Consider the following 25,248-nt stretch of genomic DNA (forward strand, 5'->3'; position numbering starts at 1 on the left):
TATTAAAAAATAAACGAAGTAATAAATTATGAATAGAAAACTTATAACTGCAAAAAAGCTAAAAATTGGGATAGCTGCAGCATTTATGATTTTCGGCTCTACATCTGCCTTTGCCCAGCAAGAGGTATCTTTGCAAGAGGCCATCAAACAGGCATTGCAAAATAAAGCAGAGGCCAAAAAAGCAGCTTTGCAAATCAAAAAAGCCGAATATAAGATTGCTGAGGCAAGAGCTGGTGCATTGCCACAAGTGAGCGCAACTGCTGGGTTAACATATAACCCGATTATTCAGGAGTCATTATTAGAATTTGGCGGACAAAGAATCCGTGCACAATTGGGACAACCTTGGAGCTCTAGCGCTGTAGTAACAGTGAATCAGGCAATCTTTGACCAAAGAGTTTTTACAGGGTTAAAAGCTGCAAAATCTACAAGAGAATTTTATGTTTTGAATGCTCAGCTTTCTAATGAGCAGATTATCGAAAATGTAGCAACTGCCTATTATCAGGTTTTTGTACAGGAAGAAAATCTTAAAACATTAAACGTAAGTTACACCAATACCGAAAAAGTAAGAAATGTAATCAAAAGTTTGGTAGAAAACGGTTTGGCAAAAGGGATTGATCTTGATCGTACCAATGTACAATTAACGAATATCAGTGCCAACAGACAGCAGCTGGTGAACGCTGTTGAGCTTTCAAAAAACTCATTGAAATTCTACATGGGCGTTCCTATCGATACTCCAATTGAGCTTGAAGAGAAAAGCATTGAGCCAAAACCTCAACTTATCGCAGGTACTGTTGATTTAGATACAAGAACAGAGGTGAAAGTTTTACAGAAAAACAGAGAGCTTTTGCAATACAATAAAAAAGCAACGGAAGCTTATTTATATCCAACAGTTGGTCTACAGGCAAACTATGGTTGGGGTGGACAAGGAGCTAAGTTTCCTCTGACCAACGGTATTAATAATGGAGTTCTTTGGAGCGATTATTCAGCAATTGGTTTAAATATCAACATTCCGATTTTTACGGGTGGAGCTACAAAATCAAAAATTCAGCAGGCTGAAATTGATATTTTAGATTTAGATCAGGATATTCAAAATACGCAGTTGACTTTAAGCTTAGATTATAAAAATGCAATTACCAATATGGAGAATTCATTAATTACAATTGAAAGCATGCAAAATAACGTGAAACTAGCTGAGAAAGTTCAGAAAGATACTCAGGCTAATTATCAATACGGTTTAGCAACGTTAACTGAAGTTTTAGATTCTGAAAATGCTTTGACAGATGCAAAACAGAATTATACCACTGCATTATTAGACTACAAACAGGCTGAAATTAAATTAATCAAGGCTAAAGGCGAACTTAATACTTTACAAAACCCATAATAGAAATGAAATCGCTATGAATTATAGAACAAAAAAAGTAATAGAAATGTGGCGATTGCATTTGACCTTTAAATTCAATAAATAACTTCAAATGAAAAAAACTTTAATATATATCATCGTCGCTGCAGTGCTTATTGGTTTAGCAGCTTGGAAAATTACGGATAACAAAAAGAAACAGGAAACCGAAGTAAAAGAAGTAGCAAAACAGGTTGATAAAATCAACGTGAATGTAGTTACTGTTTCTAGAGAAAATATCAACACAGATTATTCTGCAAACGGAACTTTTATCCCAAAACAGGAATCAAATCAGTCTTCAGAAATTGCAGGACGTATTGTTAGTGTTTTTGTGAAAGAAGGTTCTAGAGTAGGAGCTGGTCAGGTTTTGGCAACAATTAAAAGAGATGCGATTGAAGTTGATGTTACTCAGGCTCAAAACAATTTACAGAATGCAATTGCAGATAACCAACGTTATGAAAATGCTTTCAAGACAGGAGGTGTTACAAAACAACAGTTAGACAATTCAAGATTGCAGTTGAAAAATATGCAGGCTGCAGTAAGAGCTCAAGGTGTAAAAGTGAATGATACAAGCATCAGAGCAGGAATCAGCGGTATTATCAACAAAAAAATGGTTGAGCCGGGAATGGTGGTTTCTCCGGGAACAGCTTTATTCGAAATCGTAAATATCAACAGCTTAAAACTTTCAGTTTTGGTTGACGAAAGCCAGATTGGAAGAATTCAGTTGGGTCAGGAAGTAGCAATTAATGTTAATGTTTTACCTGAAGAATCTTTCAGCGGAAGAATTACATTTATCGCTCCAAAAAGTGATGCTTCTTTAAATTTCCCTGTAGAAATTGAAATTCAAAACAGAGGAAACCTAAAAGCAGGTATGTATGCCACAGCTTTATTCAAAACAAATAACGGTGCTGAAACTCAGAATATGCTGACTGTTCCTGCTGAAGCTTTTGCAAATGGAGTAAGTTCAGGACAGATCTTCATCGTTCAAAATGGTACTGCTAAAATGATCACTGTGAAAACAGGAAAAGTATATGGTGACAAAGTACAAATCATCAGCGGATTGAATGGCGGTGAGCAAGTAATTACCAGCGGACAGATCAACCTTGATAACGGTTCAAAAATCAATATCGTAAAGTAACAGAAGATGAAGTTAGCAGAAATATCCATTAAAAGACCGTCCCTGGTTATCGTATTATTTACGATTCTTACTTTGGGTGGTTTATTAAGTTACTCCATGATGGGGTACGAGTTGATTCCGAAGTTTGAAACCAATATGGTAACGATTTCTACCGTTTATCCGGGAGCTTCACCTTCTGAGGTGGAAACGTCGGTGACCCGAAAGATTGAAGACGCCGTTGGTTCTTTGGAAAATGTAAAAAAAGTTGAATCTTCTTCTTACGAAAGTTTATCGGTAATTATGGTTCAGCTGAACACAGGTGCCGATGTAAACTACGCTTTGAATGATGCGCAGAGAAAGGTAAATGCTATTTTGGCAGACCTTCCTGAAGATGCAGATCCACCGTCACTACAGAAATTCTCATTGGATGATTTACCAATCATGACATTGAGTATTGCAAGTGATAAACTAAATAGCAAAGAGCTTTACGACCTTTTAGATAAAAAAGTAGAGCCGGTTTTCTCCCGTGTGAATGGTGTTGCACAAGTTGATCTTGTGGGTGGACAGGAAAGAGAAATTCAGGTAAATTTAGATGAAAAGAAAATGCAGGGTTATGGCGTTGCTATTGCAGACGTACAGCAGGCGATTCTTTCTTCAAACTTAGATTTCCCAACAGGAGCTCTGAAAACGAGAACTTCAAGATCAACGATTAGACTTTCAGGAAAGTACAGAAATGTTGCTGAAATGAACAGTCTTGTAGTTTCCAATAAAAACGGAGCTCAAGTTCGTTTATCTGATATTGCAACAGTTTTCGATACTCAAAAAGATATTGAAAAAGTTGCGAGATTTAACCAAAATCCTACCATTTTACTTCAGGTGAAAAAACAGTCTGATGCCAATGCAGTATCAGTTTCTGAAGCAGTAAAGAAGACGATTGAGCAGGTTCAGACCAATTATAAAGTTCAGGGATTAAAAGTTGCCATTGTAGATGACAACACAGACTTTACGCTTGAAGCTGCAGATCACGTAATTTTCGATTTATTCTTAGCGATTATTTTGGTGGCAGTAGTAATGTTATTATTCCTTCACAACATCAGAAACGCATTTATCGTAATGGTTTCCATTCCGGTGTCGTTGATTGCAACAGTTATTGGAATGTATTTGATGGGATATACTTTAAACTTAATGAGTTTATTGGGACTTTCACTCGTGGTAGGTATTCTTGTGGATGATGCCATTGTGGTATTAGAAAACGTATACCGTCACATGGAAATGGGTAAAAGCAGAATCCGTGCAGCATACGATGGAGCTTCTGAAATTGGCTTTACCGTAACAGCAATTACGATGGTAATCGTGGTGGTATTCTTACCGATTGCGATGAGTTCAGGTTTAGTTTCAGACATCTTGGCGCAGTTCTGTGTCACGGTAGTTATTGCAACATTGTTCTCATTATTGGCTTCATTTACTATTATTCCTTGGCTGTCTTCAAGATTTGGAAAGTTGGTTCATTTGACGGGTAAAAATCCTTTCGAGAAATTTATCCTTTGGTTTGAAAAGCAGTTAGATAAATTCACGCACTGGATTACAGGAATTCTGGAATGGGTTTTAAAAACTGGTTTAAGAAGGGTAATGACTGTTGTTCTTACATTTGTACTTCTAATTGTTGTGACAATGGGATTAATGGGGGGCGGATTTATCGGTGGAGAATTCTTCCCGAAAATGGACAGAGGTCAGTTCCTTGTTCAAATGGAATTACCTAAAGATGCTTCCGTTGAAAAAACAAACCAATTGACTTTACAGGTTGAGAAATATCTGAGAGACGATAAAGATGTAGTCGATATGATTACTACAGTTGGTCAGCAGTCATCAGGTTTTGGTGGAGCGCAGGCAACTTTATACCAATCAGAAATTCAGGTAATTTTAGTTGATAAATCTGAACGTAACGAAAGTACAGATATTAAATCTGCTAAAATTAAAAGAGCTTTAGAAGAAAAATTCACCGGAGTTGAGTTTAAAACAGCACCAATCGGATTAATGGGAGCAGATGCTGCACCAATCGAAATGGTAGTTACCGCTCCTGATAACGCAACGGCAAACAAAGAAGCCAACAGAATTCTTGCTTTGCTTAAAAAAGTTCCGGGAGCTGTAGATGCAGAATTATCTTCTGACTCAGGAAATCCTGAAGTGCAGGTGAATATCGACAGAGATAAAATGTCTTCTTTAGGTTTAAATCTTTCAAGTGTTGGTCAAACAATGCAGACTGCATTCTCAGGAAATACAGACGGGAAATTCAGAGCCGGAGAATACGAATATGATATCAACATCCGTTTTGGAGACGCCAACAGACAGTCGATTGAAGATGTAAGAAACTTAATGTTTACCAATCCATCAGGCGAGCAAATCAGATTGAGTCAGTTTGCTGATGTGAAAATGGGATCAGGACCAAGTTTGCTGGAGCGTAGAGATAAAACAGCTTCCGTAAAAGTGAAATCTAAAGTGGTAGGTCGTGCAATGGCTGATGTTGCCAACGAATGGGCAGACCAGTTTATGACAAATGAAAAAACAAAACCAGCCGGAGTAAATTACCTCTGGAGTGGAGATATGGAGAACCAGACAGAAGGTATGGGTACTTTAGGAATCGCTTTACTGGCGGCTATTGTACTGGTTTATCTGGTGATGGTTTCGCTTTACGATTCGTTTGTGTATCCGTTTGTGGTATTGTTCTCAATTCCTTTGGCATTGATCGGAGTAATGTTGATTCTTGCCATTACAGGAAATACGATTAATATCTTTACAATGCTGGGGATGATTATGTTGATCGGTTTGGTAGCGAAAAACGCAATTATGATTGTCGATTTTGCCAACATGAGAAAAGCAGCAGGAGCAAGTACGCATGACGCTTTGATTCAGGCTAACCATGCACGTCTTCGTCCGATTTTGATGACAACGATTGCGATGATTTTCGGTATGATTCCGATTGCGATTGCAAAAGGGGCAGGAGCGGAGATGAACAACGGATTGGCTTGGGTAATTATCGGTGGTTTGACATCATCATTATTCCTTACCTTAATTATTGTTCCTACGGTTTATTCACTATTCGATTCAATGTTGAGAAGAATGGGTAAACATGAAACAGTTGATTATGATGCTGAAATGAAAGCTGATTATGAAGAAAAAGAACTAAGTGAAGACGGATATACTCCGAAACACGTAGACTAATATAACAACCTTAATTAACCTGAAAGCGCATCAATAAATTGATGCGCTTTTTTTGTCATTGCGATGAGCAAAGCGAAGAAGCAATCTCAAAGATAAGCAGGATCTCTGTCATCCGGTAGGGATCTAGACACAAATCTTTTCTATACTATTCTTTAAATTCTAACAGGAGATGACAAAGTAAATGTTACTTTGCTGAGCGAAACGCTTTTTCGAACGAAAATATATTCAATTAATTAAAAAAACTTTAAGTCATTTGTGTTAAAAATTAAAATTTAAAGATCAATAAAAAAGGCTTCCAGAATAAACTGAAAGCCTTTGCTTATTTTTTTATATGGAAAAATTAATCTGCCATTACTTCACCAGACTTTCTAAAGATAAAATTTCCATAGATATGTCTTCTTGCAAAACGGCTTGGAGAATCAGCATTCACCATTTTGATATAGGTATTTCTTGGAACTCCAATGTATTCAAACATTTTCCCGTTCAAATGCTGAACTTTCAAAATCGATTTTTCAAGATAAAAATCCTGAATATTAGATTTCGTGATTGTTTCCGTATATTCTTCTTTATATTTTTCCTGAGTTTCTGAGTTGATGCTTACCAAAAAATGATAGGCTTCAATCACAGATTTGCTTTTTTCTTCTGCTGCCAGTTTCCCTTCTTCATCATTCACAAATTTATCAGGATGCGTATCTTTCATCACATTTCTGTAAATTGTTTTTAAATCTTTTAAAGTAGCAGTATTGTCTACTCCAAGAAGTTTTCTGTGTTCGCCTATTCTTTTCATAACGTAAGATCCTTTTTACGGGATGCAAAATTAGGCTTTTTAATTGGAAAAACCGTAAGTTATTCAGTATTAATTTATTTGAAGCAAAAAAAAACTTTCATTGACCAAGCACTAATCACAAACTTCACAAAACCTCCCTCTTCAACTCTTCAATTTTCGCCTTAATAAACCCCACTTTATCCTTCTTCACCGCATTCAAAATTATCTTTTGGCTTTCAGGAATTTCAGAATATTTTTCAGCCCACAGATTAATTTCTATCAACAGCGGAAGCAGATTGATGCCTTTTTCGGTCAGCTTATATAAAACTTTTGCCTTACTGTCAGGATGATCCTGCTTGCTAATAATGCCATTTTCTTCAAGCATTAAAAGACGCGAAGCCAAAATGTTGGTCGCTATTTTCTCATCAGATTTTAGAAAATCTCCGTAAGTACTTTGTTTTTTAAACATCAAATCTCTTACAATCAGCAATGACCATTTGTCTCCCCATACGTCTAATGAGCTGCTGATAGGGCAATTTGATCTCTTTTTTGAACTCGACATAAAATTATTTTTAAATAATCAAATAAAAACACTTGCATTTTGAAAGTAATTTTATAAATTTGCACTTGCAAAACGCAAGCAAATTTAACGAATTAATTTTAAATAAAATAGAAAACATTCTTTTTGATTCATGCAAGAGTGACAACGAAGATTTTAAAGACAACATTTTAAACAAACAAAAAAATGAAAACAACAGGTAATACAGTATTCATCAGCGGCGGAAGTGCCGGAATCGGTTTAGCCATCGCAAAAAAACTGAATGCAGAAGGCAACAAAATAATCATCAACGGAAGAAATGAAGAACGTCTTCAGAATGCGTTGCAACAATTGGATAATGCTGTAGGAATTCAGGGCGATCTTTCAATTGAGGCAGACAGATTAAGAATCGCAGAAGATTTGAAAAACAATCATCCCGAAGTCAACATCATCATCAATAATGCAGGTGCAGCATTTGCTTATTTACTGAACGAAACTCAAAACGCACACGAAAAAGCAGCGATTGAAATGAACACCAATTATTTCAGCATCATTCATTTTACTGAGCTTTTGCTTCCTCATTTAGTTCAGAAAACAGAAGCAGCGGTAGTCAACGTTTCGTCAATTGCAGTTTTTAGAAGCCATAAAATGTTACCGACTTACAGCGCATCTAAAGCAGCTTTACACGGCTACACAGAAGCGTTAAGACAAACTTACGAAGAGCAGGAAAATGTTCAGATTTACGAAGTTTACCCACCTTTAGTTAATACAGATTTTTCTGCAGGAATTGGTGGTGCCAACGGAATTTCGCCTTCTGAAGTTGCTGACGAATTGTTTTTGGCACTCGCAAAAAATCAATATGATATTCCGGTAGGAGATTCAAAACAGTTTTTTGCAAAAGACTTGGTTTAAACTTAAAATGAAAAAATCTCTGTTGGATAATTTGAAATACAAATTCTAACAGAGATTTTAATTTATTTGAAAAAAGTTTATATTCTATTTACTCCTGATCCAAATACGTTAGTTTGGCATCTTTCACAAACTCATCAAAATTCATGTTTTTAGCAGCTTTAGAATTCGTCAGTTCAAGAAAGTAAATGATAGCATTAGGGAGATTTCTGTTTTTGGTAATCAATCTAAATCTCTTCACCTTTTCATTCATATTCAAAAAAGGTAACTCAGAAATTTTCACCGAAATATTATTCACATCAAACGACGCTTTCGGATCTTTTTGCAGTTTCAAAAATCTTTTCTGAGTTTTATCGGTGGTTTCATCAAGAAATTTCTGCATTTGATAATCGGTCAGAAGTTGAGGATAAATCAGACCTTGCTGTAACATTGAAAAAGTCAGTTTATCAGATTTATCGAAGAAAATCACTTTATCATCAAACAGAACCTGATTATCCTTTGAAGTGATTTTTCCTTCAAATTTTTTGTAATTTTTCTTTTTGTATTCAGTTTTAAAATGCTCAACAGCGTGCTGATCTTTCGTACTCAACCCATCTTTTTTCTGAGCGAAAACAGCAAAAGAAAATAATAAACAAAGAATCAGTGAATATTGCAGTTTCATAATTTCTATTTTTAAATAATCTATACTAAATTTTTAAGCCTTACATGTTGAAGCAGCATGATGGTTTTGGCATCTTTTATTTCTCCGGAGTCAATCATTTGAAGCGCTTTTTCAATATCAATTTCCAAAACTTCGATGTCTTCACCTTCTTCTTCAAGACCTCCGCCATTTGTGATTTTCATTTCACTTGAATATTCGGCGATGAAAAAATGCAGAATTTCTGTGACAGATCCGGGTGACATATACGCTTCAAAAACTTTTTCAACCTTCGATATTTTGTAGCCTGTTTCTTCTTCGGTTTCACGCTTGATGCATTCTTCAGGATGGTCATTATCCAATAAACCTGCACAAGCTTCAATCAACATTCCGTCAGTATTTCCGTTAATGTAGGTCGGCATCCGGAATTGCTTGGTCAAAATTACATTTTTTGTACTTGTGTTGTACAATAAAATGACTGCTCCATTTCCTCTGTCGTATGCTTCTCTGCTTTGGGTTTCAGTGGTTCCGTCTTTTTTTAGAATATTGAAAGTGATCTTTTTTAAAGTGTACCAGTTATCTGATAGAATTTCAGTCTTCTCAATGTGTACGTTTGTATTCTGCATAGATTTTACAATCTTGTTTATATATTTTATTTGAATTAATTTTTCTTGAGCAGATCCTCCAAAGCATTTTTCAGGTTCGGAAATTTAAATTGAAAACCTGCATTTTGAAGCTTTTCCGAAGATGTTCTTGAGCCTTCAAGCAGTGCAACAGACAGTTCGCCAAACATTAGCTTCATCACAAATCCCGGAATATTAGGCATAAATAGGGGTTTGTCTAAAACTTCCGCAATTTCTTTCGTTAAATTTTCGTTGTCGGTATGTTGAGGCGCTGATGCATTGTAAGCACCTTTTATATTTTCGTTTTTCACAGCGTATTCAAAAACGGAAGAAAGATCGTCAATATGAATCCACGGAATGTACTGTCTTCCTGTTCCGATAGGTGACCCGATGCCAAGTTTTACAGGAACAGCCATTTTTTTCAAAGCACCTTCAGATTCAGAAAGAATGATGGCTATTCGCACTTTTACCACTCTTTCGGCAATACCTTTTTCTAAAAACTCGTCCGCAGCTTTCTCCCAAAGAATCACGACTTCACTTAGAAAATCATTTCCTTTTTCGTCTTCTTCTTTAAATATTTTCTCAGAAGTTATCGCTCCGTAAATTCCAACGGCAGATGCTGAAATGAAAGATTTTAGTTGAATATTTTTCTTTTGTAAAGTTTTTAAAATCAGTTGTGCAGAATCTACACGGCTGGAAATAATTTCTTTTTTGCGTTCATCAGTCCATCTTTTTTCTGAAATATTAGCTCCTGCTAAATGGATAATGTGACTGATATTTTCGAAGGCTTTTTCGTCGATAATTCCATTTTTAATATTCCATTCAAAGTCATTTTCTTTCTTTTTAGTTCGTGTCAAAAAACGAACAGTATATTCATTTTCAAGTTTATTAGCTAAAACTTTTGCGACAGATCCGCCGGCTCCGGTAATTAATACGACTTCTTTCATGTATTGATTTTGGGATTCTTTTAATTCTTAACAATTAAAATATAATCATCATCTAAAAGTTTATAGCCTTGGTCGTAAATAAACTTATATTCAGAACCATTTTTGTAAACTTTAATTTGTGTAAAATAGTTAAAATCAAATCCTAAGCCACTCAATTTAGATTTGGCAATTTTAGTTTTACCTTCCAGATTGATATCGCTCAGAATACGGTAATTTCGGCGAAGTTTATTGTTAACATTCCGCATCAGATTACTCGAATCTTTATTTTGTTTGTTGTTATAAGCGTTTCTACAGGCGTCATTGCAGAATTTTTTATCTGATCTTCCAATGATTTTTTCGCCACATTCAAGGCATTTCATAGCAATTAATTTTTCAATGGGTGTTTGTGTTTTTTATGTAAAAGTCTTTTCCATTTCGTACTCGTCGGATAGCTTCTGTTTTTAGTAATATTATTAAAAAATAAAGCGACCAAAAGCAAAATAATACAACCCGACAAAACCGGAGAAAGTACATACCAATATCCTAAATCTGCAATTTTTCCGGGAGAAGTCACCGCAATCAAAGCTGTTGCGCCACCTGGTGGATGAAGCGTCTTGGTATACTGCATTAAAACGATGGAAAATGCCACTGCCAAAGGTGCAGAAAGCCATAAGATATCAGGAACAAACTGATAAACAGTGACACCTACCAAAGCCGAAATAACATGACCGCCGACAAGATTTCTCGGTTGTGCTAATGGACTTTGAATAGCTCCGTAAATCAATACACTTGATGCGCCGAACGAACCAATTAAGAAAACATTTTCCTGTTCCAATAAATACTGTGACTGCAGAAAAGCGATAATTCCGATTCCGAAAAATGCGCCGAGAAATGACCAGAAATGTTCTTTATAATCAACTAGAGTTTCTTTGTAAATTACATATTTTGATACACGGTAGGTTCTTCTGAGCGTCTTCTTCACAGTTTCTGATATTAAAATCTAAAGATACAAAATATCCGTTTACAAACGGCTGTGGAATTTCATCTGCTAAATAAATTCAGCTTTAATTTTTTATTCTCAGAAAAAAGTTTCAATTTTGCGCCATCAATGGGGTGCTGCACGATTGCGGCTGAGATGATACCCGGGAATCTTCCACACCTGATCCGGATAATGCCGGCGTAGGGAATTTGATTTTATCATCTCATCATTTAATTTATATAAGTTAATTTGATGCAGGAAATTTCACTAAAGACAACCTGGCCGGAATGGTTTGGGGTCTTCTTTTCAATTTTTCAGGTTTTATTGGCCCGAAAAAACAATTCAAACAATTATCTTTTCGGTATTGCCGGAATTTCACTTTCGCTGTATGTGATGTTTTTCGCAAAACTCTATGCGGAATTTACCTTAAATCTTTACTATTTAGTCATGAGCATTTATGGCTGGTTGTACTGGAAATTCGGAAAACAACAATCTGAAACAGTGATTTCAGAAACAACCAATCAGGAAAAACTAATCACCGCTGGAATCGTGCTTGGAACTTTCGGTTTGTTCTGGTTTTTTCTTACTCAATACACCGATTCCGACGTTCCGATTTGGGATTCTCTGGTTAGCGCCTTTGCGTGGGCCGGAATGTGGCTGATGGCGAGAAGAAAAATCGAAAACTGGATTTTGCTCAATGTCAGCAATATTATCGCAATTCCGTTGTTGATACACAAAGATTTGTATCTGTATGCGGTTTTGACGGCTTTCTTATTTATCGTAGCGATTTCTGGTTATTTGGAGTGGCGGAAAATTATTAAATCTAAGTCTTTAAAGGTCGCTTGATTTTTAAAGACTCACGCAGATTTTATCATCTGCAAAATCTGCTTGATCAGCGAGAGATTATAAACAAAAATAATAATAAGCCTAAAATATCAGTGATTAAGATATCAATTCAAAACGACCATATAGCCATGATCATGCCTGAAGAAATTAGAAATAAAATGTTGGGAGCTTGTGAAGTTTCTCAGGAAATAATGACCAGTATTCATGAGCAACGTTTGCTTCAGATTTGGGTTCCAAAAAAATATGGCGGATTAGGTTTTCGGTTAAAAGAAGGTCTGTCGGTATTGTTTGAGTGGTCAAAAATCGATGGAAGCTTAGGCTGGATGCTCACTTTATGCTCGGGAGCCAATTTTTTTTCTAGAAATTTAAAACCAAATGTTGCTTCAACACTTTTCGCTAACCCAAAAACCTGTTTCGGAGGAAGCGGAATGATTGGCGGAACAGCTGAGAAACAAAGCAATGGAATATTTTTGATCAACGGACTTTGGCATTTTGCAACAGGAGCTCCACACTTAAGTCATTTTACCTTAAATGCTACATTAACCGAAAACGGAAATCCTTTGCTGGATGAATCGGGTACTGGAATCATCCGTTCGTTCGTTATTTCTAAAGATCAGGCAGAAATTATTCCTAACTGGAAATCGATGGGCATGAAAGCTACCGGAACGTATTCCTTTAAAGTGAATAACGCAAAAGTTTCTAAAGATTACAGTTTTGTTTACGATGAATTTTTTACAGAAGATGTTTTAGATAAAATTCCGTTTAGGATTTTTGCAGATTTGACATTGCTGGTCAATTATCTTGGAATGGCGACGCATTTTTCGGAGGAAGCAATTAAAATTCGGCCAAATCTTGGCTTGAAATTATTTAATAAAATGATCAATGATGAATTGGAAAAAGCATTTCAATTTGCCGATGAAATTGAAATGTTACTGAATAATTTTGAATTAATAAGTTCTGATAAACAAACAGAGATTCATTGCTTTTCTACAGATTTAGTAAAGAAATTATCGCATCAGATTTTAGAAATTTATTTTCAGTTGGGACTTCGGGCGACGCATACAGATTCTGAAATATATCAGATTTTTTGTGATTATTTTACGGCGACGCAGCATGCGAATTTTAGGAAGGAGTTTGGGGAAGAGTGATCTCTTTTGCCTCATAATATTCAAGCCAATTTTTTATTCTTCCAACAAACATTTTAAGATAGTTTTCTGTTAAAAATATATTTGACCAATCGAATCTTTGAGCTTGAACGCCAAGATAAAACACAAAAATAGATGCTCCCGCTTCTGGAATTAATTTCAGTTCTTTTTCAGATAGACTTCTTTCTTTTCTATAACCGTTTAGAAAACTTTCAACTTTTATTTCATATTCGTTCTTATCAGATTCAATGAAAAATAGTTGTTTACAAAAATAACCAACATCTAAAATCAGATGTCCATTTCCACAATTATCAAAGTCAAAAATTGTAATTTCATTTTCCTTATTTACACTCAAGTTATCATACCAAATATCGAGATGAACTATTCCCTTTTGATTTTCTAATAGGTTGCTATCTTCAAAATTTTTAGACATTTTAGAGGTGATTTTTTGAGATATTTCATTTCACTTAAATCGTCAGAAAAAAATAAGTTGAGATGTTCATAAGCTTTGTTTAAAAGAACATCAGAATTGTAGTTTACCCGATCGATTTTTTTGCTAGCAGTTATATTGTGAATTTTAGCCATAATTGAACCAATTACAAAGCAGGTTTCATTTGTCATAAATCGCATTTTTTCACCTTCTGCAAATGTAAAAAGCACTACATATCGTAATCCTTCCGGTGCATTTATTTCTTGAATTAGATTTCCTTTTTTATCAGGAATCGGATATGAAACTGAAAGATTATTGCTTTTAAGTAAATTTAAAAGCTCTAATTCCTGCTGAATTTCAACTTTGGTTCTCCAATTATAACAGTAAACTCTGACAACATATTTTGTATAAGTACCTAACAGAAAATAAGTGTGATTTACTCCGGTTCTGAAAAGTTTACAATCAAAACAATCTTTTAACTGATATTTTTCAGTAATAAATTTACCTAATTCTGTTTGTGATACTGTTGAAGCTATTATTGGGAAAGTTGTCATTTTTGTTAGATTTTCTATAACTGTGGCTAACTCTCAAAGATACAAAATGGAATCGATCATCAAACAACTTAAAAAAACCAAAATTTTCACATATTTAACTTTCCTTTAAATATGCGATTTCTGAACGCTTTTACTGAATTATAATCATTTTCAAACGACTACAAACGAATTTAAATAGTTTTAAACCGAATAAATTTTCAAACCTGATGAATCTTTGCAACAGAGATTTGAGAAAACAGTGAACGTCTCTTATCTGAATATTAATTTTAAAAATACAAAGTTATGTCACTAAGAAACAAAGTAACCTTAATCGGTTTTACAGGAAAAGAAGTTGAAACAGTAAACTTCGAAAACGGAGGTACAAAAGCATCGGTATCTTTAGCTACCAATAATCATTACACCAACGCAAAAGGTGAAAAAGTAGAAGAAACACAATGGCACAGTTTGGTAGCTTTCGGGAAGACAGCTGAGATACTCCAAAAGTATGTTACGAAGGGAAAAGAAATTGCCATCGAAGGAAAAATTACCTACAGATCGTACGATGACAAAGACGGTGTGAAAAGATATATTACCGAAATCAGAGTAGAAGAAATTTTGCTTTTGGGTGGAAAATAAATGTTGAATTCTAAAATCACGAACGATGCAAATAAAAGTTTTAAAAGTAAGAATTGCTGATGAATTTCTGCTTCAGGATCAGAAGATGATTGATGATTTTTTGAACAATCACGAGATCATAAAAGTGGAAATGGCTTTTGTTCATGATGAAAGTTTCTGGTCTGTCGTTTTGTATTTTAATGAATATAAAGATGTAGTAACCAAAAATATTGTTAAAGATTCTAAAGCAGTAAAATACTCTGCTGAAGACGAAATGCTTAGTCCGGATGAAATAGTAATTTTAGATGCCCTGAAAATCTGGCGCTCGGAAAAGGCAAAAGAGCAAAATCTTCCGTCTTATTTTATTGCGACCAATAAAGAGCTTCTTTCTGTAGCAAAATATAAACCTGTGAAAAAAGAAGAACTGCTTGATATCAAAGGTTTTGGAAAACATAAGATTGAAAATTATGGTGAAGAGATTTTAGAAATCCTGGAAAGCGTTTAAAAATATCAAAACACCAATGATTAAATGAGAGGCCGGGGAAATGTTATCTCCGGCTTTTTTTATTGATTTAAAAGTCCTTTCAATTCCTTATTTTTGCAAGCAATTACTCATTACCCATTATTTATTACTCATCAAGATATGAAGCCAAGCTTAGCAAAAGGAACGAGAGATTTTACCTCATTAGAAGTTTCAAGAAGAAAATACATCATCAATATATTACAGAAGAATTTTGAACTTTTTGGTTTCCAGCCTTTGGAAACGCCAAGTTTTGAAAATCTTTCTACTTTGACAGGGAAATATGGAGAAGAAGGAGATCGTTTGATTTTTAAAATTTTAAATTCAAGCATCAACGAAGCGAAAGACGAGAAAAAAACTCAGATGTTGAATGATTTTCAGAAAGCTTTAGATAAACCTTTCAGTGCTGAAAGTCTTACCGATAAAGCCCTTCGTTATGATTTAACAGTTCCTTTTGCAAGGTTTGTTGCGATGAACCATGGGAAACTAACCTTCCCATACAAACGTTTTCAAATTCAGCCGGTTTGGAGAGCAGATCGTCCCCAAAAAGGAAGATTCAGAGAGTTTTATCAGTGTGATGCTGATGTGGTGGGAAGTGAAAGTCTTTGGCAGGAAGTTGATTTGGTACAATTGTATCTAAAATCTTTTGCTGAATTAAAAGTTTCTGTAACCATTCATATCAACAACCGAAAAATTCTTTCAGGTTTGGCCGAGTATGCCGGAATCACGGATAAATTAATCGAGTTCACCGTTGCATTAGATAAACTTGATAAAATCGGGAAAGATGGAGTAGTGAAGGAACTTTTAGAAAGAAATATCTCTCAGGAATCAATTGATAAATTAGATTTTCTTTTCACGCAATCGAATGATGCTTTAGAAAACCTTCTTCAGCTAAAAGAAAAATTTGTTGGAAACGAAATTGGTCTAAAAGGTGTTGAAGAATTGGAATTTGTAATTACTCAGTCTCTAAATTTAGGGGTAGATATTCAGAATTTAGTTTTCGATATTACTTTAGCTCGTGGATTAGATTATTACACCGGAGCAATTTTCGAGGTGAAAGCTGACGAAGCTCAGATGGGTTCTATCGGCGGAGGCGGAAGATATGATAATCTGACTGAAGTTTTTGGGGTGAAAAATGTTCCGGGAATTGGAATTTCTTTTGGTTTAGACAGAATTTATCTTGTGATGGAAGAGCTAAATCTTTTCCCTGAAGATGCTACTTCAAACGTAGAATATCTGTTTGCTAATTTTGGTGGTGAAGAAACAATTGAAGCATTAAAATTAATCATTCAGTTAAGAGAAAAAGGAATTTCTGCTGAGCTTTATCCTGAAAGTGCAAAAATCAACAAACAATTCACTTACGCAGAAAAGAAAGGAATTAAAAATCTTGTTTTCTTAGGCGAGGAAGAAATTAAAAACAGAACGGTAACCTTTAAAAATTTGGAAGCTGGTGAACAGAAAACGGTTTCTTTGGAAGAGTTTTTAGGGTAAAATTAAATAAGGGCATTATTAGATTATAATGCCCTTGTTATTAAAGAATTCTAACAGATGAACTCACATTTCCTGCATATCCACCTAGATCAATAACCACAAACCATCTTCCTGCTCTAGGAATACTAATTCTGAAAGGTGATTTAGTAACATGTCCTCCAAAAAAATTATACTTCCTATTAGATTTATAATTTGAAAAGTTTATACTATCCATTAATTTCACATTTGCAGAATTTCCTTTTAAAGTTACTTCTACAGTTTCATTTCCATTTAATTGACCTAAATCATAAGATTGATATTTCATAATATTAAAATTTTATTAATGCTCAAAATAAATTATAAAACTTATTAATTCCTTATGGTTAACCATAAATCAAAATAATTAAATTTGTTATGATTAATATTTAAAACAAAAACCAATGAGCGAAAAATCAAGATTACAACAAATAAAAGACGAACTCAACCAATTAGATATCAATCCTACTTTCTTTGCGAGAAAAGAAATTCGTGAATTACCCAATATACTTTCGGCAGACGAGAAAATAGTCTATTTGGTCGAAGGAAGAAATAAAACAACAAAGCATCATATTGTTTTAGTAGGAACAGACAGAAGACTGATTTTTATCGATAAAGAATTCATGTACGGGCTGAAAGTTGAAGATTACTCTTACGATAAAGTAGCTTCTATTCAGTACGAAACTTCATTTATGTTAGCTTCAATTGATGTGAATGTTTCTGGAGATGTTGTTGAGATTGATGGAGTAGGAAAGTATGAAGCAGAGTTATTTTGCGAAAAGGTACGTAATTTCATGTCTCGTCCGAAAGAATTTGCTCAACAGAAGTCCGAACCCACCATTCTTGATCAGTTGGAGCAATTAGGAAGATTAAAAGAAAGCGGTGTTTTGACTGAAGACGAATTTATTGAGCAGAAGAAAAAACTACTCGAACAACTTTAAAATTTAATTATGGAAAATTATTTAGACATCAATAAAAACTCATGGAACGCAAGAGTAGAACCTCATCTCGAGTCCGATTTCTATTTTGTAGATGAATTTTTAGAAGGAAGAAATTCTCTTAATTCTATCGAATTAGATTTATTGGGAGATGTAAAAGGAAAAAGTATTTTGCATTTACAGTGTCATTTTGGGCAGGATTCTATTTCTCTTTCAAGAATGGGTGCGAAAGTAACAGGAGTTGATTTATCTGATAAAGCTATTGATGCTGCGAAAGATTTAGCAAAACAATGCGGAACTGATACTGAATTTATCTGCACAGATGTTTACAATCTTCCCAATGTTTTAGATCAAAAATTTGACATTGTTTTTACAAGTTACGGAACAATCGGCTGGCTACCAGATTTGGATAAATGGGCAAATGTTGTTAGTCATTTTTTAAAACCCGACGGAGAATTTGTAATGGCAGAATTTCATCCTGTTGTTTGGATGTACGATGATGATTTTGAAGGTGTGGCTTACAATTATTTTAATGAAAAACCAATTACTGAAACTTTAGAAGGAACTTATGCAGATTCTTCTGCGAATATTGTTCAGGATTATGTTTCATGGAATCACCCTTTGTCTGATGTTTTACAAAATTTAATTAATAAAAATTTAGTTTTAGAAAATTTCAGAGAATTTGATTGGTCACCATACTCGTGTTTCAGGCATGTTGAAGAATTTGAAAAAGGAAAATGGAGGATTACAAAATTTGGAAATAAAATCCCAATGGTCTATGCCATAAAAGCAAAAAAGAAGTCATCGTAATGATGACTTCTTTTTATATGAATGTAAATAATATTAAAAATGTTATCTAATCTTAGATATTTGAAGCTGTATCTTCAACTTTAGCTTTCGCTTCGTCAAATTTATTTTGAGCTTGTGAAGCAACATCGTTTGCTTTTGTTTTCAGATCGTTACCCCATTTGTTAAGGTTGTCTTTTGCACTGTTAATTTTATCTTTTACAGCTTGTTGCTCTTCTGGAGTAGATTTTTTGTATTTCCAATATGCAAGAGCTCCAATTCCTAGTAATGCTAATAATCCGTTTGTCTTATTTCCCATGATTTCTGATTTTAAAAGTTATATTAAATTGTTATACAACTAAGTATGTAAAATACGTGCCAAAAAATAAATGGGATTGATAAATATATGTTAAAATTTAATTAAAGATTTCAAAATTTTCTCCGTCAAAACTTGCGAAAACCATAGTAGGGTATGAATCCTGATGATAGAAATTTCCGTCTTTATCAATGGCAATGGCACCTGCGAAGCCGTCAATTGTTTTTAATTCTGCAAAAGTTTTACTAAAAGCTTCTTCCAGATTCATTCCGTCTGTTACTCTTGTGACGATCTTGGCTGAGGTTGCATTGCTTACAATGTCTTCACCAACTCCTGTACAACTTACCGCACAAAATTCATTAGCATAATTACCTGCAACTGTCGCAGAATCTGAAATTCTTCCCGGAATTTCAAAACCTTTTCCTCCTGTAGATGTAGCAACTGCTAATTTTCCATCTTTATCAATAGCAACACAACCAACAGTTCCTTTTCCGCCAGTTTTTAATTTAGCTTCGTATTCTTTTCTTCGCTGAGGAATTTCAGTTGAAAAGTTTTCAAATCCGTGTTCAGAAGCATATTTTTTTGCTCCACTTCCGCCTAAAACTCGATCATCTTCTTTCATTAAATCTTTTGCCACAAAAATCGGATTCTTCACATCCTGAATATTTATAACACCGCTCATTTTCTGCGTTTCACCATCCATTATTGCAGCACTCATTCGGATAATTCCGTCACTTTGAATTTGCGAGCCGATTCCTGCATTGTATAACTCATCATTTTCCAAAAGAGAAACTGCATACGCAACGGTCTCAAAAGCAGAATGATTTTCTAAATATTGATGCGCTTTTTTGGCAATATCTTTTAAAGAGTTTTGTTTAGCAACTTTCACCTCGTGGCTTTGGTCGCTTTCAGAGAAAAAACCTCCGTGGATTATAATTTTCATGTCGATTATTTAATTTTAAATATATAAAAAAAGTGAAGAAAAACTTCACTTTAAATTTATTTTACGTTTGTGGAATCGGATTAAATTGAGAATTTTCTATCGTTAATTTTCTCGTCGTTAAATCATAGTGGTCATTCATTGACATGACGTGAACAGTCAGATTATCGATGGAAATTGGTTCACCCAAATTGATATTGGTAAGATTGGTATCTTTAATAAATCTTCCGTCAACAATAATTACAAGTCCTGAACCAACAGCGGTCATTGAGTCGTTGTGAATAAACAATCCTGTGTCTTCACCCAAACCAATTCCCAAAGTTCTCGGATTATTGACTACAGCCTGAAAAAGACGCCCGATTCTGCCACGTTGTACAAAGTGTGTATCAACGATCACATTGTCGATCAAACCTAATCCTTGTGTGGTTTTTATTTCTCCTTTTAAAAGTGCTTCAGAACTGCTTCCCTGGTAAATCATATTTTCAGATGCAGCTGCAGCTCCAGCAGAAGTTCCGGAGTAGATAAAATCCTGCTCCATATATTTTAGCAGAATGGTATCGTGAAATCTTGTTCCGCCAAGAATAGAAGTTAATCGTAACTGATCACCACCCGTGAACATTACTACATCGGCAGCATTTGCTCGGGCAACTATGGCATCAGAGTTTGCTTCTTCACGGTTGTGAATATCAAGAATGTTAACGTTTTTTGCTCCTAAAAATTCAAAAGCTTTTTTATATTCGGCACCTACAATTTGAGGGATTTGGGATGCTGTAGTGATTACTTCAATGATTGAATTTTCCTTATTCTTAGATTCAGTGATGATTTTTCTTAAAATTCCTCTTTCAAAAAAGTTAAGGTTTTTTTCAATATTCTGATCGTAATCGGTTTCGGAGAAACTGCCTTTATTAACAGCTCCACCGATAATAATTAATTTTCCAACAGGTTTCATAGCTCGCAAAGTTAGAAAATTATTAATTGTTGAGAAAATATTGAGGGGTATTTAACGTATTTGCTTTGATTCTAAATTGATTGTAAAATTTAAACTTTTTTAATAAATCTTTAATTAGACTGTGGTTTTTTTAAGGTTTTACATTATCTTTGATTTTAAAAGATAATTTCATTAATATAAATTTCGACACTAAATTATGAAAATTGAGAAGATACAAGCTTTGAGGGGTCCTAATATCTGGAGTATTAGAAGAAAGAAGTTGATACAGATGCGTTTGGATCTTGAAGAGATGGAAAATTTTCCCACCAATAAAATTGAAGGCTTCCGTGAAAGAATAGAGAAATTGATTCCTTCACTCATCACTCATAGATGTTCAGAAGGTACACATGGCGGTTTTTTCCACCGTATAGAAACAGGAACCTGGATGGGGCATGTCATAGAGCACATTGCTTTGGAGATTCAGACTCTTGCAGGTATGGAATGTGGATTCGGGAGAACTCGTGAAACAAAATCTCCGGGTATCTATAATGTAGTATTTGATTATATTGAAGAAAATACAGGGATCTACGCTGCCGAACAAGCTGTTGAGATTGCTCATGCATTAATTAATGGAGATGAATATGATATCAATGCTTGTATTCAAAGATTAAAAGAAATCAGAGAACGTGTACGTTTAGGTCCATCCACAGGAAGTATTGTACAAGAAGCGGTTTCAAGAAAAATTCCATGGATCAGGTTGGGTACAAATTCTTTGGTGCAATTAGGCTATGGTGTTAATCAACAGAGATTTCAGGCTACCATTACCGGAAATACCAGCTCAATTGCTGTAGATATTGCCTGTAACAAAGAACTGACAAAAAGAATGTTGCACGATGCAGCAATTCCGGTTCCGATTGGTGACTTGGTTACCAATGAAGAGCAGTTGCAAAGTGTTATCAGGAAGATTGAATATCCTGTGGTACTTAAGCCTTTGGACGGGAACCACGGAAAAGGATCTTCTATCAATGTGAATGATTGGGAAGTTGCAAAAATCGGTTTAGAACATGCTCAAAAATATTCAAATAAAGTAATTGTTGAAAAATATATTACTGGTTACGATTTCAGAGTTTTAGTTATTAATAATAAAATGGTTGCTGCAGCAAGACGTGTTCCTGCGCATGTGGTTGGAGATGGAGAAATGAATCTTCAGCAGCTCATTGACAAAGAAAATCAAGATCCGAGAAGAGGTTATGGGCATGAAAATGTGCTTACCGAAATCGCAATTGATAAAGATACTACCGAATTACTCGAAAAACTTAATTATACTTTAGATACAGTTCCCCAAAAAGGAGAAGTTGTTTATCTTAAATCAACCGCTAACCTTTCTACGGGTGGAACTTCTATCGATGTTACCGACATGGTACATCCGGAAAACATCACGATGGCAGAAAGGGTTTCTAAAATCATCGGTTTAGATGTCTGCGGAATTGATATTATGGCAGAAAACCTTACCCAGCCTTTAAAAGAAAGTGGTGGAGCCATCATTGAAGTAAATGCTGCTCCAGGTTTCAGAATGCACTTAGCACCAAGCGAAGGTCTTCCGAGAAACGTTGCTGCGCCGGTTGTAGATATGTTGTATCCTCAAGGAAAGCAGTTTACGATTCCGATTATTGCGGTGACGGGAACCAATGGTAAAACGACAACGACAAGATTGATTTCACACATTGTGAAAAATAACGGATACAGAGTTGGTTTCACAACATCAGACGGTATCTATATTCAGAATACGATGCTGACGAAAGGTGACACTACGGGTCCTATATCTGCTGAATTTATATTAAAAGATCCTACGGTAGAATTTGCAGTTTTAGAAACAGCAAGAGGCGGAATTCTCCGCTCTGGTTTAGGTTTTTCTCAGTGTGATATTGGAGTTTTAACCAATATTAAAGAAGATCATTTGGGATTAAATGATATTCATAACCTGAAAGATTTAACGAAAGTAAAAAGGGTAGTTTTAGACAGCGTAAAGAAAAATGGCTGGAGCGTACTGAACGCAATGGATGAATATTCTATGCGAATCATCAATGATTTACCGAGTAATGTGGCTATTTTCAGTTTAGATGAAAATAACGAACATATCAAAAAATTTGCTAAAGAAGGCCGTACAACATGCGTCTACGAAGAAGGATATGTCACCATCAAAAAAGGTGACTGGAAAATCAGAATCGGAAAAGTGAAAGATTTTCCGATTACAATGGAGGGGAAGGCAAAATTCATGATCGATAATGTTTTGGCTGCAAGTTTAGCATGTTACCTTTATGGTTTTGGGATTGAGGATATTTCAAATTCCCTTCGTACATTTATTCCAAGTGCACAGTTGACTCCGGGAAGGTTGAATGTATTTAATTTTAAAAACTTTAAAGTTCTCATCGATTTTGCTCACAATCCTGCGGGATATGAAGCAATCGAAGATTATCTTAAAAATGTAGAGTCTACCAAGAAAATAGGAATTATTTCTGGTGTAGGAGACCGTCGTGATGAAGATATCAGATTATGTGGAAAAATTGCAGGTAGAATGTTTGACCATATCATTATAAGAAACGAAAAGCATCTTAGAGGGAGAACTGAGGAAGAAATTAATGGCTTGATTATCGATGGAATGCAGGGCTCAGGAAAAGATGTAAGTTATGAGACGATTCCAAAAGAAATCGATGCACTAAAACACGCAATGGGAATGGCTGAAGAAGGTACCTTCATTACCGCTTTGAGTGATGTGATTTCTAATGCCATAGATTTGGTGCAGGATTATCAGTCGAGAGAATTGCTTGAAGATGATAAATTTTAAATAGTTTTCGGCGGGCTTCGAAGAAGCCCGCCGAAAACTATTACCATAAAAAAACCTCAGAAATTTCTGAGGTTTTTTATTTTTATATTAGATATAGTTTTTAGCCACTTGCCCCTTTAAAAATCCACGTATTATTTTCTTTTCTAACCATAAAAATGAACATATCATCCCAAATGAAATTTTCTTTTTTGTCATCTTTAAGTTTATGACCAAAGAAAAAATAATCTGTTTCAGTTGGAATATAATAGTCTGGAAGTTTTACTCCACTTTTCTCAATTAGTTCTTGAGGTGTATAAATTTCAATCGTATAATCTTCAAGATAATCTTTATAAGTCTTAGATTTATTACGAATTGCCGAATTAAATGATTTGCAGAGTTTATCTTTTAAATTTTTCTTCTCAACAATGCCATCGCCATCAAGAATGATTACAGACTCAGAAACCAGATCATAATTTTTACAATTTTTTTGGAAGTAAAGTTTCACAAAATCAAGAGAAAATTGTCTTGCTTCTTCTTTTAATGAAACTTCATTTTTCTGACAGAAGATTAAAGAATTTAAACCCAATATCAATAAAAAGAAAACTTAATTTTTCTCATCATTTTAGTCTATTCTTCTCCAAAAAACGCATTAGAACTTCCAATCCAAATGGCATCTTTCTTATTGAAATCTACATTCACCATCGCAGCTTTCGTCATTCTTCCCAAATTTTCAAGCAAAATCGGACGTTCGTCCTGTTCTCTCCAGATGTAAAGCAAACGGATTTCGGCTTTTGAAAATTCTCCATTAATGTCTTCAAAAACAGGTTCGTAAGTTACTTTTCTTTGCAAAATATAGTTTTCCTTATCTTCAATCGCATCAGTGATTTCTTTGTCGGATTTAAATTAACTCCACTTCCTGCAAATGAAAATAATGGTTTCAGAACAAAATTCTCGAGGCTTTCATTTTCTGGAAATTCATGTAAGAAGTAACTTTTTGGCACGAACTGATGTTTCAACATCGGCAACAAGAATTTTGAAATTTTGAAAAACCAATTCGGGTGCGTGATCCATTTTACATCAGCTTCTTCACGGAAATTAAATTCAAGTTTCAGGTCGGGAATTCTGTCTAATTCATCAAAAATCACACGGTTGTAAATTCTGTTGATTTGAATTTTCTGACCATTATTTTCATAGAATAATTTCTTCCCTTCCTTTTTTACTTTGGTAAGACAAACCGTTTTTATTCCCAGCAATTTTTCCGTCAGAGCAAAATCTATTGCAGTCTTTTGTTTTTCAGGATAAATTTCGAGTAAGATGACGTTTTCGGGATTTTCATCGCCGACAATCAATTCTTTGATATAATTTTGAAATTCCTCCTGAGGAATTTTACTTTTAATTTCATTTAAAAAAGGATACATCTCAGAAAAAGTATCCTCAAACACTTTCTGAAAAGCATATAAAGATGGGAAAGCCTGCAATTCGATAAGCTGAGGTTCTATTTCTCCGTTTTCACTTCTGCAGATTCCAAAATCAATAGTGAAAAAATGAGGTTTTGTGGTATCGTTGGGTACTTTGCAGTTTTCTGGTATCGCTTTTTCTAAAGTACCTGCGGGTAAAGCTTTGATTTGATCGATAATGCTTTCACTGGCATCAATAAGTTTGTTTTTAAATTCATTGGTAAGAAACATCGGACTTTCAGAAAGTCTGAAGGAAGGGAGTAATCCGCTTTTTTCTTTTAGAATTTCTTTAAACTCTTCATATTTTTCCTGACTAAACTCCTGATTAAACTGTTTTCTGTATTTTGGAATCAT

28 protein-coding genes and 1 riboswitch are annotated in these 25,248 nt (G+C 34.7%); of the genes, 12 read left to right on the forward strand and 16 right to left on the reverse strand.

Features of this window, described 5'->3' with window-relative positions; genetic code table 11:
* Window positions 1-28 precede the first annotated feature (28 nt).
* From EAG08_RS19115 to EAG08_RS19125, 3 genes are all read left to right on the forward strand, one after another.
* The gene (locus EAG08_RS19115) at window positions 29-1,381 is read left to right on the forward strand and encodes a TolC family protein (RefSeq protein WP_129536828.1); all 1,353 of its coding nucleotides are present in this window, start codon (window positions 29-31) and stop codon (window positions 1,379-1,381) included.
* A 91-nt stretch (window positions 1,382-1,472) separates the two neighbouring features.
* Window positions 1,473-2,534, forward strand: a complete 1,062-nt coding sequence (locus tag EAG08_RS19120) for an efflux RND transporter periplasmic adaptor subunit (protein WP_129536829.1) — start codon at window positions 1,473-1,475, stop codon at window positions 2,532-2,534.
* Window positions 2,535-2,540: 6 nt separating this feature from the next.
* Entirely contained in the window at window positions 2,541-5,732 is a 3,192-nt protein-coding gene (locus tag EAG08_RS19125) for an efflux RND transporter permease subunit (RefSeq protein ID WP_129536830.1), read from the forward strand.
* Between the two features lie 340 nt (window positions 5,733-6,072).
* Here EAG08_RS19125 and EAG08_RS19130 read toward each other — a convergent pair whose 3' ends face one another.
* Together EAG08_RS19130 and EAG08_RS19135 are read right to left on the reverse strand one after the other, a co-directional pair.
* Complete coding sequence (locus EAG08_RS19130; RefSeq protein ID WP_129536831.1) at window positions 6,073-6,519, reverse strand: KTSC domain-containing protein; 447 nt, start codon at window positions 6,517-6,519, stop codon at window positions 6,073-6,075.
* A gap of 124 nt (window positions 6,520-6,643) precedes the next feature.
* Entirely contained in the window at window positions 6,644-7,060 is a 417-nt protein-coding gene (locus EAG08_RS19135; RefSeq protein WP_129536832.1) for a winged helix-turn-helix transcriptional regulator, read from the reverse strand.
* Window positions 7,061-7,243: 183 nt separating this feature from the next.
* Here EAG08_RS19135 and EAG08_RS19140 point away from each other — a divergent pair, with 183 nt between their 5' ends.
* Window positions 7,244-7,948, forward strand: coding sequence for an SDR family oxidoreductase (locus EAG08_RS19140; RefSeq protein ID WP_129536833.1), 705 nt, complete (start codon window positions 7,244-7,246; stop codon window positions 7,946-7,948).
* Between the two features lie 88 nt (window positions 7,949-8,036).
* On the opposite strand, the gene EAG08_RS19145 is transcribed toward EAG08_RS19140, so the two are convergent.
* Genes EAG08_RS19145 through EAG08_RS19165 form a run of 5 tightly spaced genes read right to left on the reverse strand, consistent with a single transcriptional unit; the run spans window position 8,037 to window position 11,113 of the window.
* Window positions 8,037-8,606, reverse strand: a complete 570-nt coding sequence (locus EAG08_RS19145) for a hypothetical protein (RefSeq protein WP_129536834.1) — start codon at window positions 8,604-8,606, stop codon at window positions 8,037-8,039.
* A 20-nt stretch (window positions 8,607-8,626) separates the two neighbouring features.
* Window positions 8,627-9,208: a GDP-mannose pyrophosphatase NudK gene (gene nudK, locus EAG08_RS19150; RefSeq protein ID WP_129536835.1), complete on the reverse strand. Its 582-nt coding sequence runs from the start codon at window positions 9,206-9,208 to the stop codon at window positions 8,627-8,629.
* A gap of 35 nt (window positions 9,209-9,243) precedes the next feature.
* Window positions 9,244-10,152, reverse strand: coding sequence for a TIGR01777 family oxidoreductase (locus EAG08_RS19155; RefSeq protein WP_129536836.1), 909 nt, complete (start codon window positions 10,150-10,152; stop codon window positions 9,244-9,246).
* Between the two features lie 20 nt (window positions 10,153-10,172).
* The gene (locus EAG08_RS19160; protein WP_129536837.1) at window positions 10,173-10,511 is read right to left on the reverse strand and encodes a hypothetical protein; all 339 of its coding nucleotides are present in this window, start codon (window positions 10,509-10,511) and stop codon (window positions 10,173-10,175) included.
* Between the two features lie 5 nt (window positions 10,512-10,516).
* Complete coding sequence (locus EAG08_RS19165; protein ID WP_129536838.1) at window positions 10,517-11,113, reverse strand: HPP family protein; 597 nt, start codon at window positions 11,111-11,113, stop codon at window positions 10,517-10,519.
* Window positions 11,114-11,230: 117 nt separating this feature from the next.
* A riboswitch (TPP riboswitch) is annotated at window positions 11,231-11,336 on the forward strand.
* A gap of 23 nt (window positions 11,337-11,359) precedes the next feature.
* Between EAG08_RS19165 and pnuC the strand changes: the two genes are divergently transcribed.
* Both pnuC and EAG08_RS19175 read left to right on the forward strand, forming a co-directional pair.
* Complete coding sequence (pnuC, locus tag EAG08_RS19170) at window positions 11,360-11,956, forward strand: nicotinamide riboside transporter PnuC (RefSeq protein ID WP_129536839.1); 597 nt, start codon at window positions 11,360-11,362, stop codon at window positions 11,954-11,956.
* 92 nt (window positions 11,957-12,048) lie between these two features.
* On the forward strand, window positions 12,049-13,104 hold the full coding sequence (locus EAG08_RS19175) for a hypothetical protein (RefSeq protein ID WP_228446651.1): 1,056 nt from the start codon (window positions 12,049-12,051) through the stop codon (window positions 13,102-13,104).
* Here EAG08_RS19175 and EAG08_RS22410 read toward each other — a convergent pair.
* Window positions 13,079-13,534 carry a phosphotransferase gene (locus EAG08_RS22410; protein ID WP_228446652.1) on the reverse strand — a complete coding sequence of 152 codons (456 nt, stop codon included), beginning with the start codon at window positions 13,532-13,534 and terminating at the stop codon, window positions 13,079-13,081. The genes EAG08_RS19175 and EAG08_RS22410 overlap by 26 nt on opposite strands.
* Window positions 13,501-14,085, reverse strand: coding sequence for a hypothetical protein (locus EAG08_RS22415; RefSeq protein ID WP_228446653.1), 585 nt, complete (start codon window positions 14,083-14,085; stop codon window positions 13,501-13,503). Before EAG08_RS22415 ends, EAG08_RS22410 begins: the two co-directional genes overlap by 34 nt.
* A 282-nt stretch (window positions 14,086-14,367) precedes the next feature.
* On the opposite strand from EAG08_RS22415, the gene EAG08_RS19185 reads away from it, so the two are divergent.
* The 3 genes from EAG08_RS19185 to hisS all read left to right on the forward strand — a co-directional run bounded on the left by EAG08_RS19185 (window position 14,368) and on the right by hisS (window position 16,690).
* Window positions 14,368-14,700: a single-stranded DNA-binding protein gene (locus EAG08_RS19185; RefSeq protein ID WP_129536840.1), complete on the forward strand. Its 333-nt coding sequence runs from the start codon at window positions 14,368-14,370 to the stop codon at window positions 14,698-14,700.
* 25 nt (window positions 14,701-14,725) lie between these two features.
* Window positions 14,726-15,184: an HRDC domain-containing protein gene (locus EAG08_RS19190; protein ID WP_129536841.1), complete on the forward strand. Its 459-nt coding sequence runs from the start codon at window positions 14,726-14,728 to the stop codon at window positions 15,182-15,184.
* Window positions 15,185-15,322: 138 nt separating this feature from the next.
* On the forward strand, window positions 15,323-16,690 hold the full coding sequence (hisS, locus tag EAG08_RS19195) for a histidine--tRNA ligase (protein ID WP_129536842.1): 1,368 nt from the start codon (window positions 15,323-15,325) through the stop codon (window positions 16,688-16,690).
* Window positions 16,691-16,730: 40 nt separating this feature from the next.
* Here the strand turns inward: hisS and EAG08_RS19200 are convergent, their stop codons facing one another.
* On the reverse strand, window positions 16,731-16,994 hold the full coding sequence (locus tag EAG08_RS19200) for a DUF1883 domain-containing protein (RefSeq protein ID WP_129536843.1): 264 nt from the start codon (window positions 16,992-16,994) through the stop codon (window positions 16,731-16,733).
* Window positions 16,995-17,109: 115 nt separating this feature from the next.
* On the opposite strand from EAG08_RS19200, the gene EAG08_RS19205 reads away from it, so the two are divergent.
* Together EAG08_RS19205 and EAG08_RS19210 are read left to right on the forward strand one after the other, a co-directional pair.
* Window positions 17,110-17,646, forward strand: coding sequence for a PH domain-containing protein (locus EAG08_RS19205; protein WP_129536844.1), 537 nt, complete (start codon window positions 17,110-17,112; stop codon window positions 17,644-17,646).
* Window positions 17,647-17,655: 9 nt separating this feature from the next.
* A complete protein-coding gene (locus tag EAG08_RS19210) occupies window positions 17,656-18,453 on the forward strand; it encodes a class I SAM-dependent methyltransferase (protein ID WP_129536845.1) in 798 nt (265 codons plus the stop codon).
* A 52-nt stretch (window positions 18,454-18,505) separates the two neighbouring features.
* On the opposite strand, the gene EAG08_RS19215 is transcribed toward EAG08_RS19210, so the two are convergent.
* From EAG08_RS19215 to EAG08_RS19225, 3 genes are all read right to left on the reverse strand, one after another.
* Window positions 18,506-18,748, reverse strand: coding sequence for a YtxH domain-containing protein (locus EAG08_RS19215; RefSeq protein ID WP_129536846.1), 243 nt, complete (start codon window positions 18,746-18,748; stop codon window positions 18,506-18,508).
* A 97-nt stretch (window positions 18,749-18,845) separates the two neighbouring features.
* Window positions 18,846-19,688, reverse strand: coding sequence for an isoaspartyl peptidase/L-asparaginase (locus EAG08_RS19220; RefSeq protein WP_129536847.1), 843 nt, complete (start codon window positions 19,686-19,688; stop codon window positions 18,846-18,848).
* Between the two features lie 61 nt (window positions 19,689-19,749).
* Window positions 19,750-20,634: a cyanophycinase gene (locus EAG08_RS19225; RefSeq protein ID WP_129536848.1), complete on the reverse strand. Its 885-nt coding sequence runs from the start codon at window positions 20,632-20,634 to the stop codon at window positions 19,750-19,752.
* A gap of 196 nt (window positions 20,635-20,830) precedes the next feature.
* Between EAG08_RS19225 and cphA the strand changes: the two genes are divergently transcribed.
* Window positions 20,831-23,458, forward strand: coding sequence for a cyanophycin synthetase (gene cphA, locus EAG08_RS19230; protein ID WP_129536849.1), 2,628 nt, complete (start codon window positions 20,831-20,833; stop codon window positions 23,456-23,458).
* 100 nt (window positions 23,459-23,558) lie between these two features.
* Here cphA and EAG08_RS19235 read toward each other — a convergent pair whose 3' ends face one another.
* The 3 genes from EAG08_RS19235 to EAG08_RS19240 are packed head-to-tail and all read right to left on the reverse strand — an operon-like array spanning window position 23,559 to window position 25,248.
* Window positions 23,559-24,029, reverse strand: a complete 471-nt coding sequence (locus EAG08_RS19235; protein WP_129536850.1) for a hypothetical protein — start codon at window positions 24,027-24,029, stop codon at window positions 23,559-23,561.
* 35 nt (window positions 24,030-24,064) lie between these two features.
* On the reverse strand, window positions 24,065-24,286 hold the full coding sequence (locus tag EAG08_RS22420; protein ID WP_228446654.1) for a hypothetical protein: 222 nt from the start codon (window positions 24,284-24,286) through the stop codon (window positions 24,065-24,067).
* A complete protein-coding gene (locus EAG08_RS19240) occupies window positions 24,271-25,248 on the reverse strand; it encodes a hypothetical protein (protein ID WP_228446655.1) in 978 nt (325 codons plus the stop codon). The genes EAG08_RS22420 and EAG08_RS19240 overlap by 16 nt, the downstream gene beginning before the upstream one ends.

This window comes from Chryseobacterium sp. 3008163, from assembly GCF_003669035.1.
In the GTDB taxonomy this organism is placed as follows: Bacteria; Bacteroidota; Bacteroidia; order Flavobacteriales; family Weeksellaceae; genus Chryseobacterium.

Bases quoted from the DNA above. Each gene is read 5' to 3' on its own strand.
- EAG08_RS19210 (WP_129536845.1), top strand. From the start codon at position 17,656: ATGGAAAATTATTTAGACATCAATAAAAACTCATGGAACGCAAGAGTA.
- EAG08_RS19160 (WP_129536837.1), bottom strand. From the start codon at position 10,511: ATGAAATGCCTTGAATGTGGCGAAAAAATCATTGGAAGATCAGATAAA.
- EAG08_RS19240 (WP_228446655.1), bottom strand. From the start codon at position 25,248: ATGATTCCAAAATACAGAAAACAGTTTAATCAGGAGTTTAGTCAGGAA.
- EAG08_RS19115 (WP_129536828.1), top strand. From the start codon at position 29: ATGAATAGAAAACTTATAACTGCAAAAAAGCTAAAAATTGGGATAGCT.
- EAG08_RS19130 (WP_129536831.1), bottom strand. From the start codon at position 6,519: ATGAAAAGAATAGGCGAACACAGAAAACTTCTTGGAGTAGACAATACT.
- EAG08_RS22415 (WP_228446653.1), bottom strand. From the start codon at position 14,085: ATGACAACTTTCCCAATAATAGCTTCAACAGTATCACAAACAGAATTA.
- hisS (WP_129536842.1), top strand. From the start codon at position 15,323: ATGAAGCCAAGCTTAGCAAAAGGAACGAGAGATTTTACCTCATTAGAA.
- EAG08_RS19135 (WP_129536832.1), bottom strand. From the start codon at position 7,060: ATGTCGAGTTCAAAAAAGAGATCAAATTGCCCTATCAGCAGCTCATTA.
- EAG08_RS19185 (WP_129536840.1), top strand. From the start codon at position 14,368: ATGTCACTAAGAAACAAAGTAACCTTAATCGGTTTTACAGGAAAAGAA.
- EAG08_RS19200 (WP_129536843.1), bottom strand. From the start codon at position 16,994: ATGAAATATCAATCTTATGATTTAGGTCAATTAAATGGAAATGAAACT.
- cphA (WP_129536849.1), top strand. From the start codon at position 20,831: ATGAAAATTGAGAAGATACAAGCTTTGAGGGGTCCTAATATCTGGAGT.
- EAG08_RS22410 (WP_228446652.1), bottom strand. From the start codon at position 13,534: ATGTCTAAAAATTTTGAAGATAGCAACCTATTAGAAAATCAAAAGGGA.
- nudK (WP_129536835.1), bottom strand. From the start codon at position 9,208: ATGCAGAATACAAACGTACACATTGAGAAGACTGAAATTCTATCAGAT.
- EAG08_RS19225 (WP_129536848.1), bottom strand. From the start codon at position 20,634: ATGAAACCTGTTGGAAAATTAATTATTATCGGTGGAGCTGTTAATAAA.
- EAG08_RS19190 (WP_129536841.1), top strand. From the start codon at position 14,726: ATGCAAATAAAAGTTTTAAAAGTAAGAATTGCTGATGAATTTCTGCTT.
- EAG08_RS19120 (WP_129536829.1), top strand. From the start codon at position 1,473: ATGAAAAAAACTTTAATATATATCATCGTCGCTGCAGTGCTTATTGGT.
- EAG08_RS19125 (WP_129536830.1), top strand. From the start codon at position 2,541: ATGAAGTTAGCAGAAATATCCATTAAAAGACCGTCCCTGGTTATCGTA.
- EAG08_RS19155 (WP_129536836.1), bottom strand. From the start codon at position 10,152: ATGAAAGAAGTCGTATTAATTACCGGAGCCGGCGGATCTGTCGCAAAA.
- EAG08_RS19220 (WP_129536847.1), bottom strand. From the start codon at position 19,688: ATGAAAATTATAATCCACGGAGGTTTTTTCTCTGAAAGCGACCAAAGC.
- EAG08_RS19145 (WP_129536834.1), bottom strand. From the start codon at position 8,606: ATGAAACTGCAATATTCACTGATTCTTTGTTTATTATTTTCTTTTGCT.
- EAG08_RS19205 (WP_129536844.1), top strand. From the start codon at position 17,110: ATGAGCGAAAAATCAAGATTACAACAAATAAAAGACGAACTCAACCAA.
- EAG08_RS19215 (WP_129536846.1), bottom strand. From the start codon at position 18,748: ATGGGAAATAAGACAAACGGATTATTAGCATTACTAGGAATTGGAGCT.
- EAG08_RS19140 (WP_129536833.1), top strand. From the start codon at position 7,244: ATGAAAACAACAGGTAATACAGTATTCATCAGCGGCGGAAGTGCCGGA.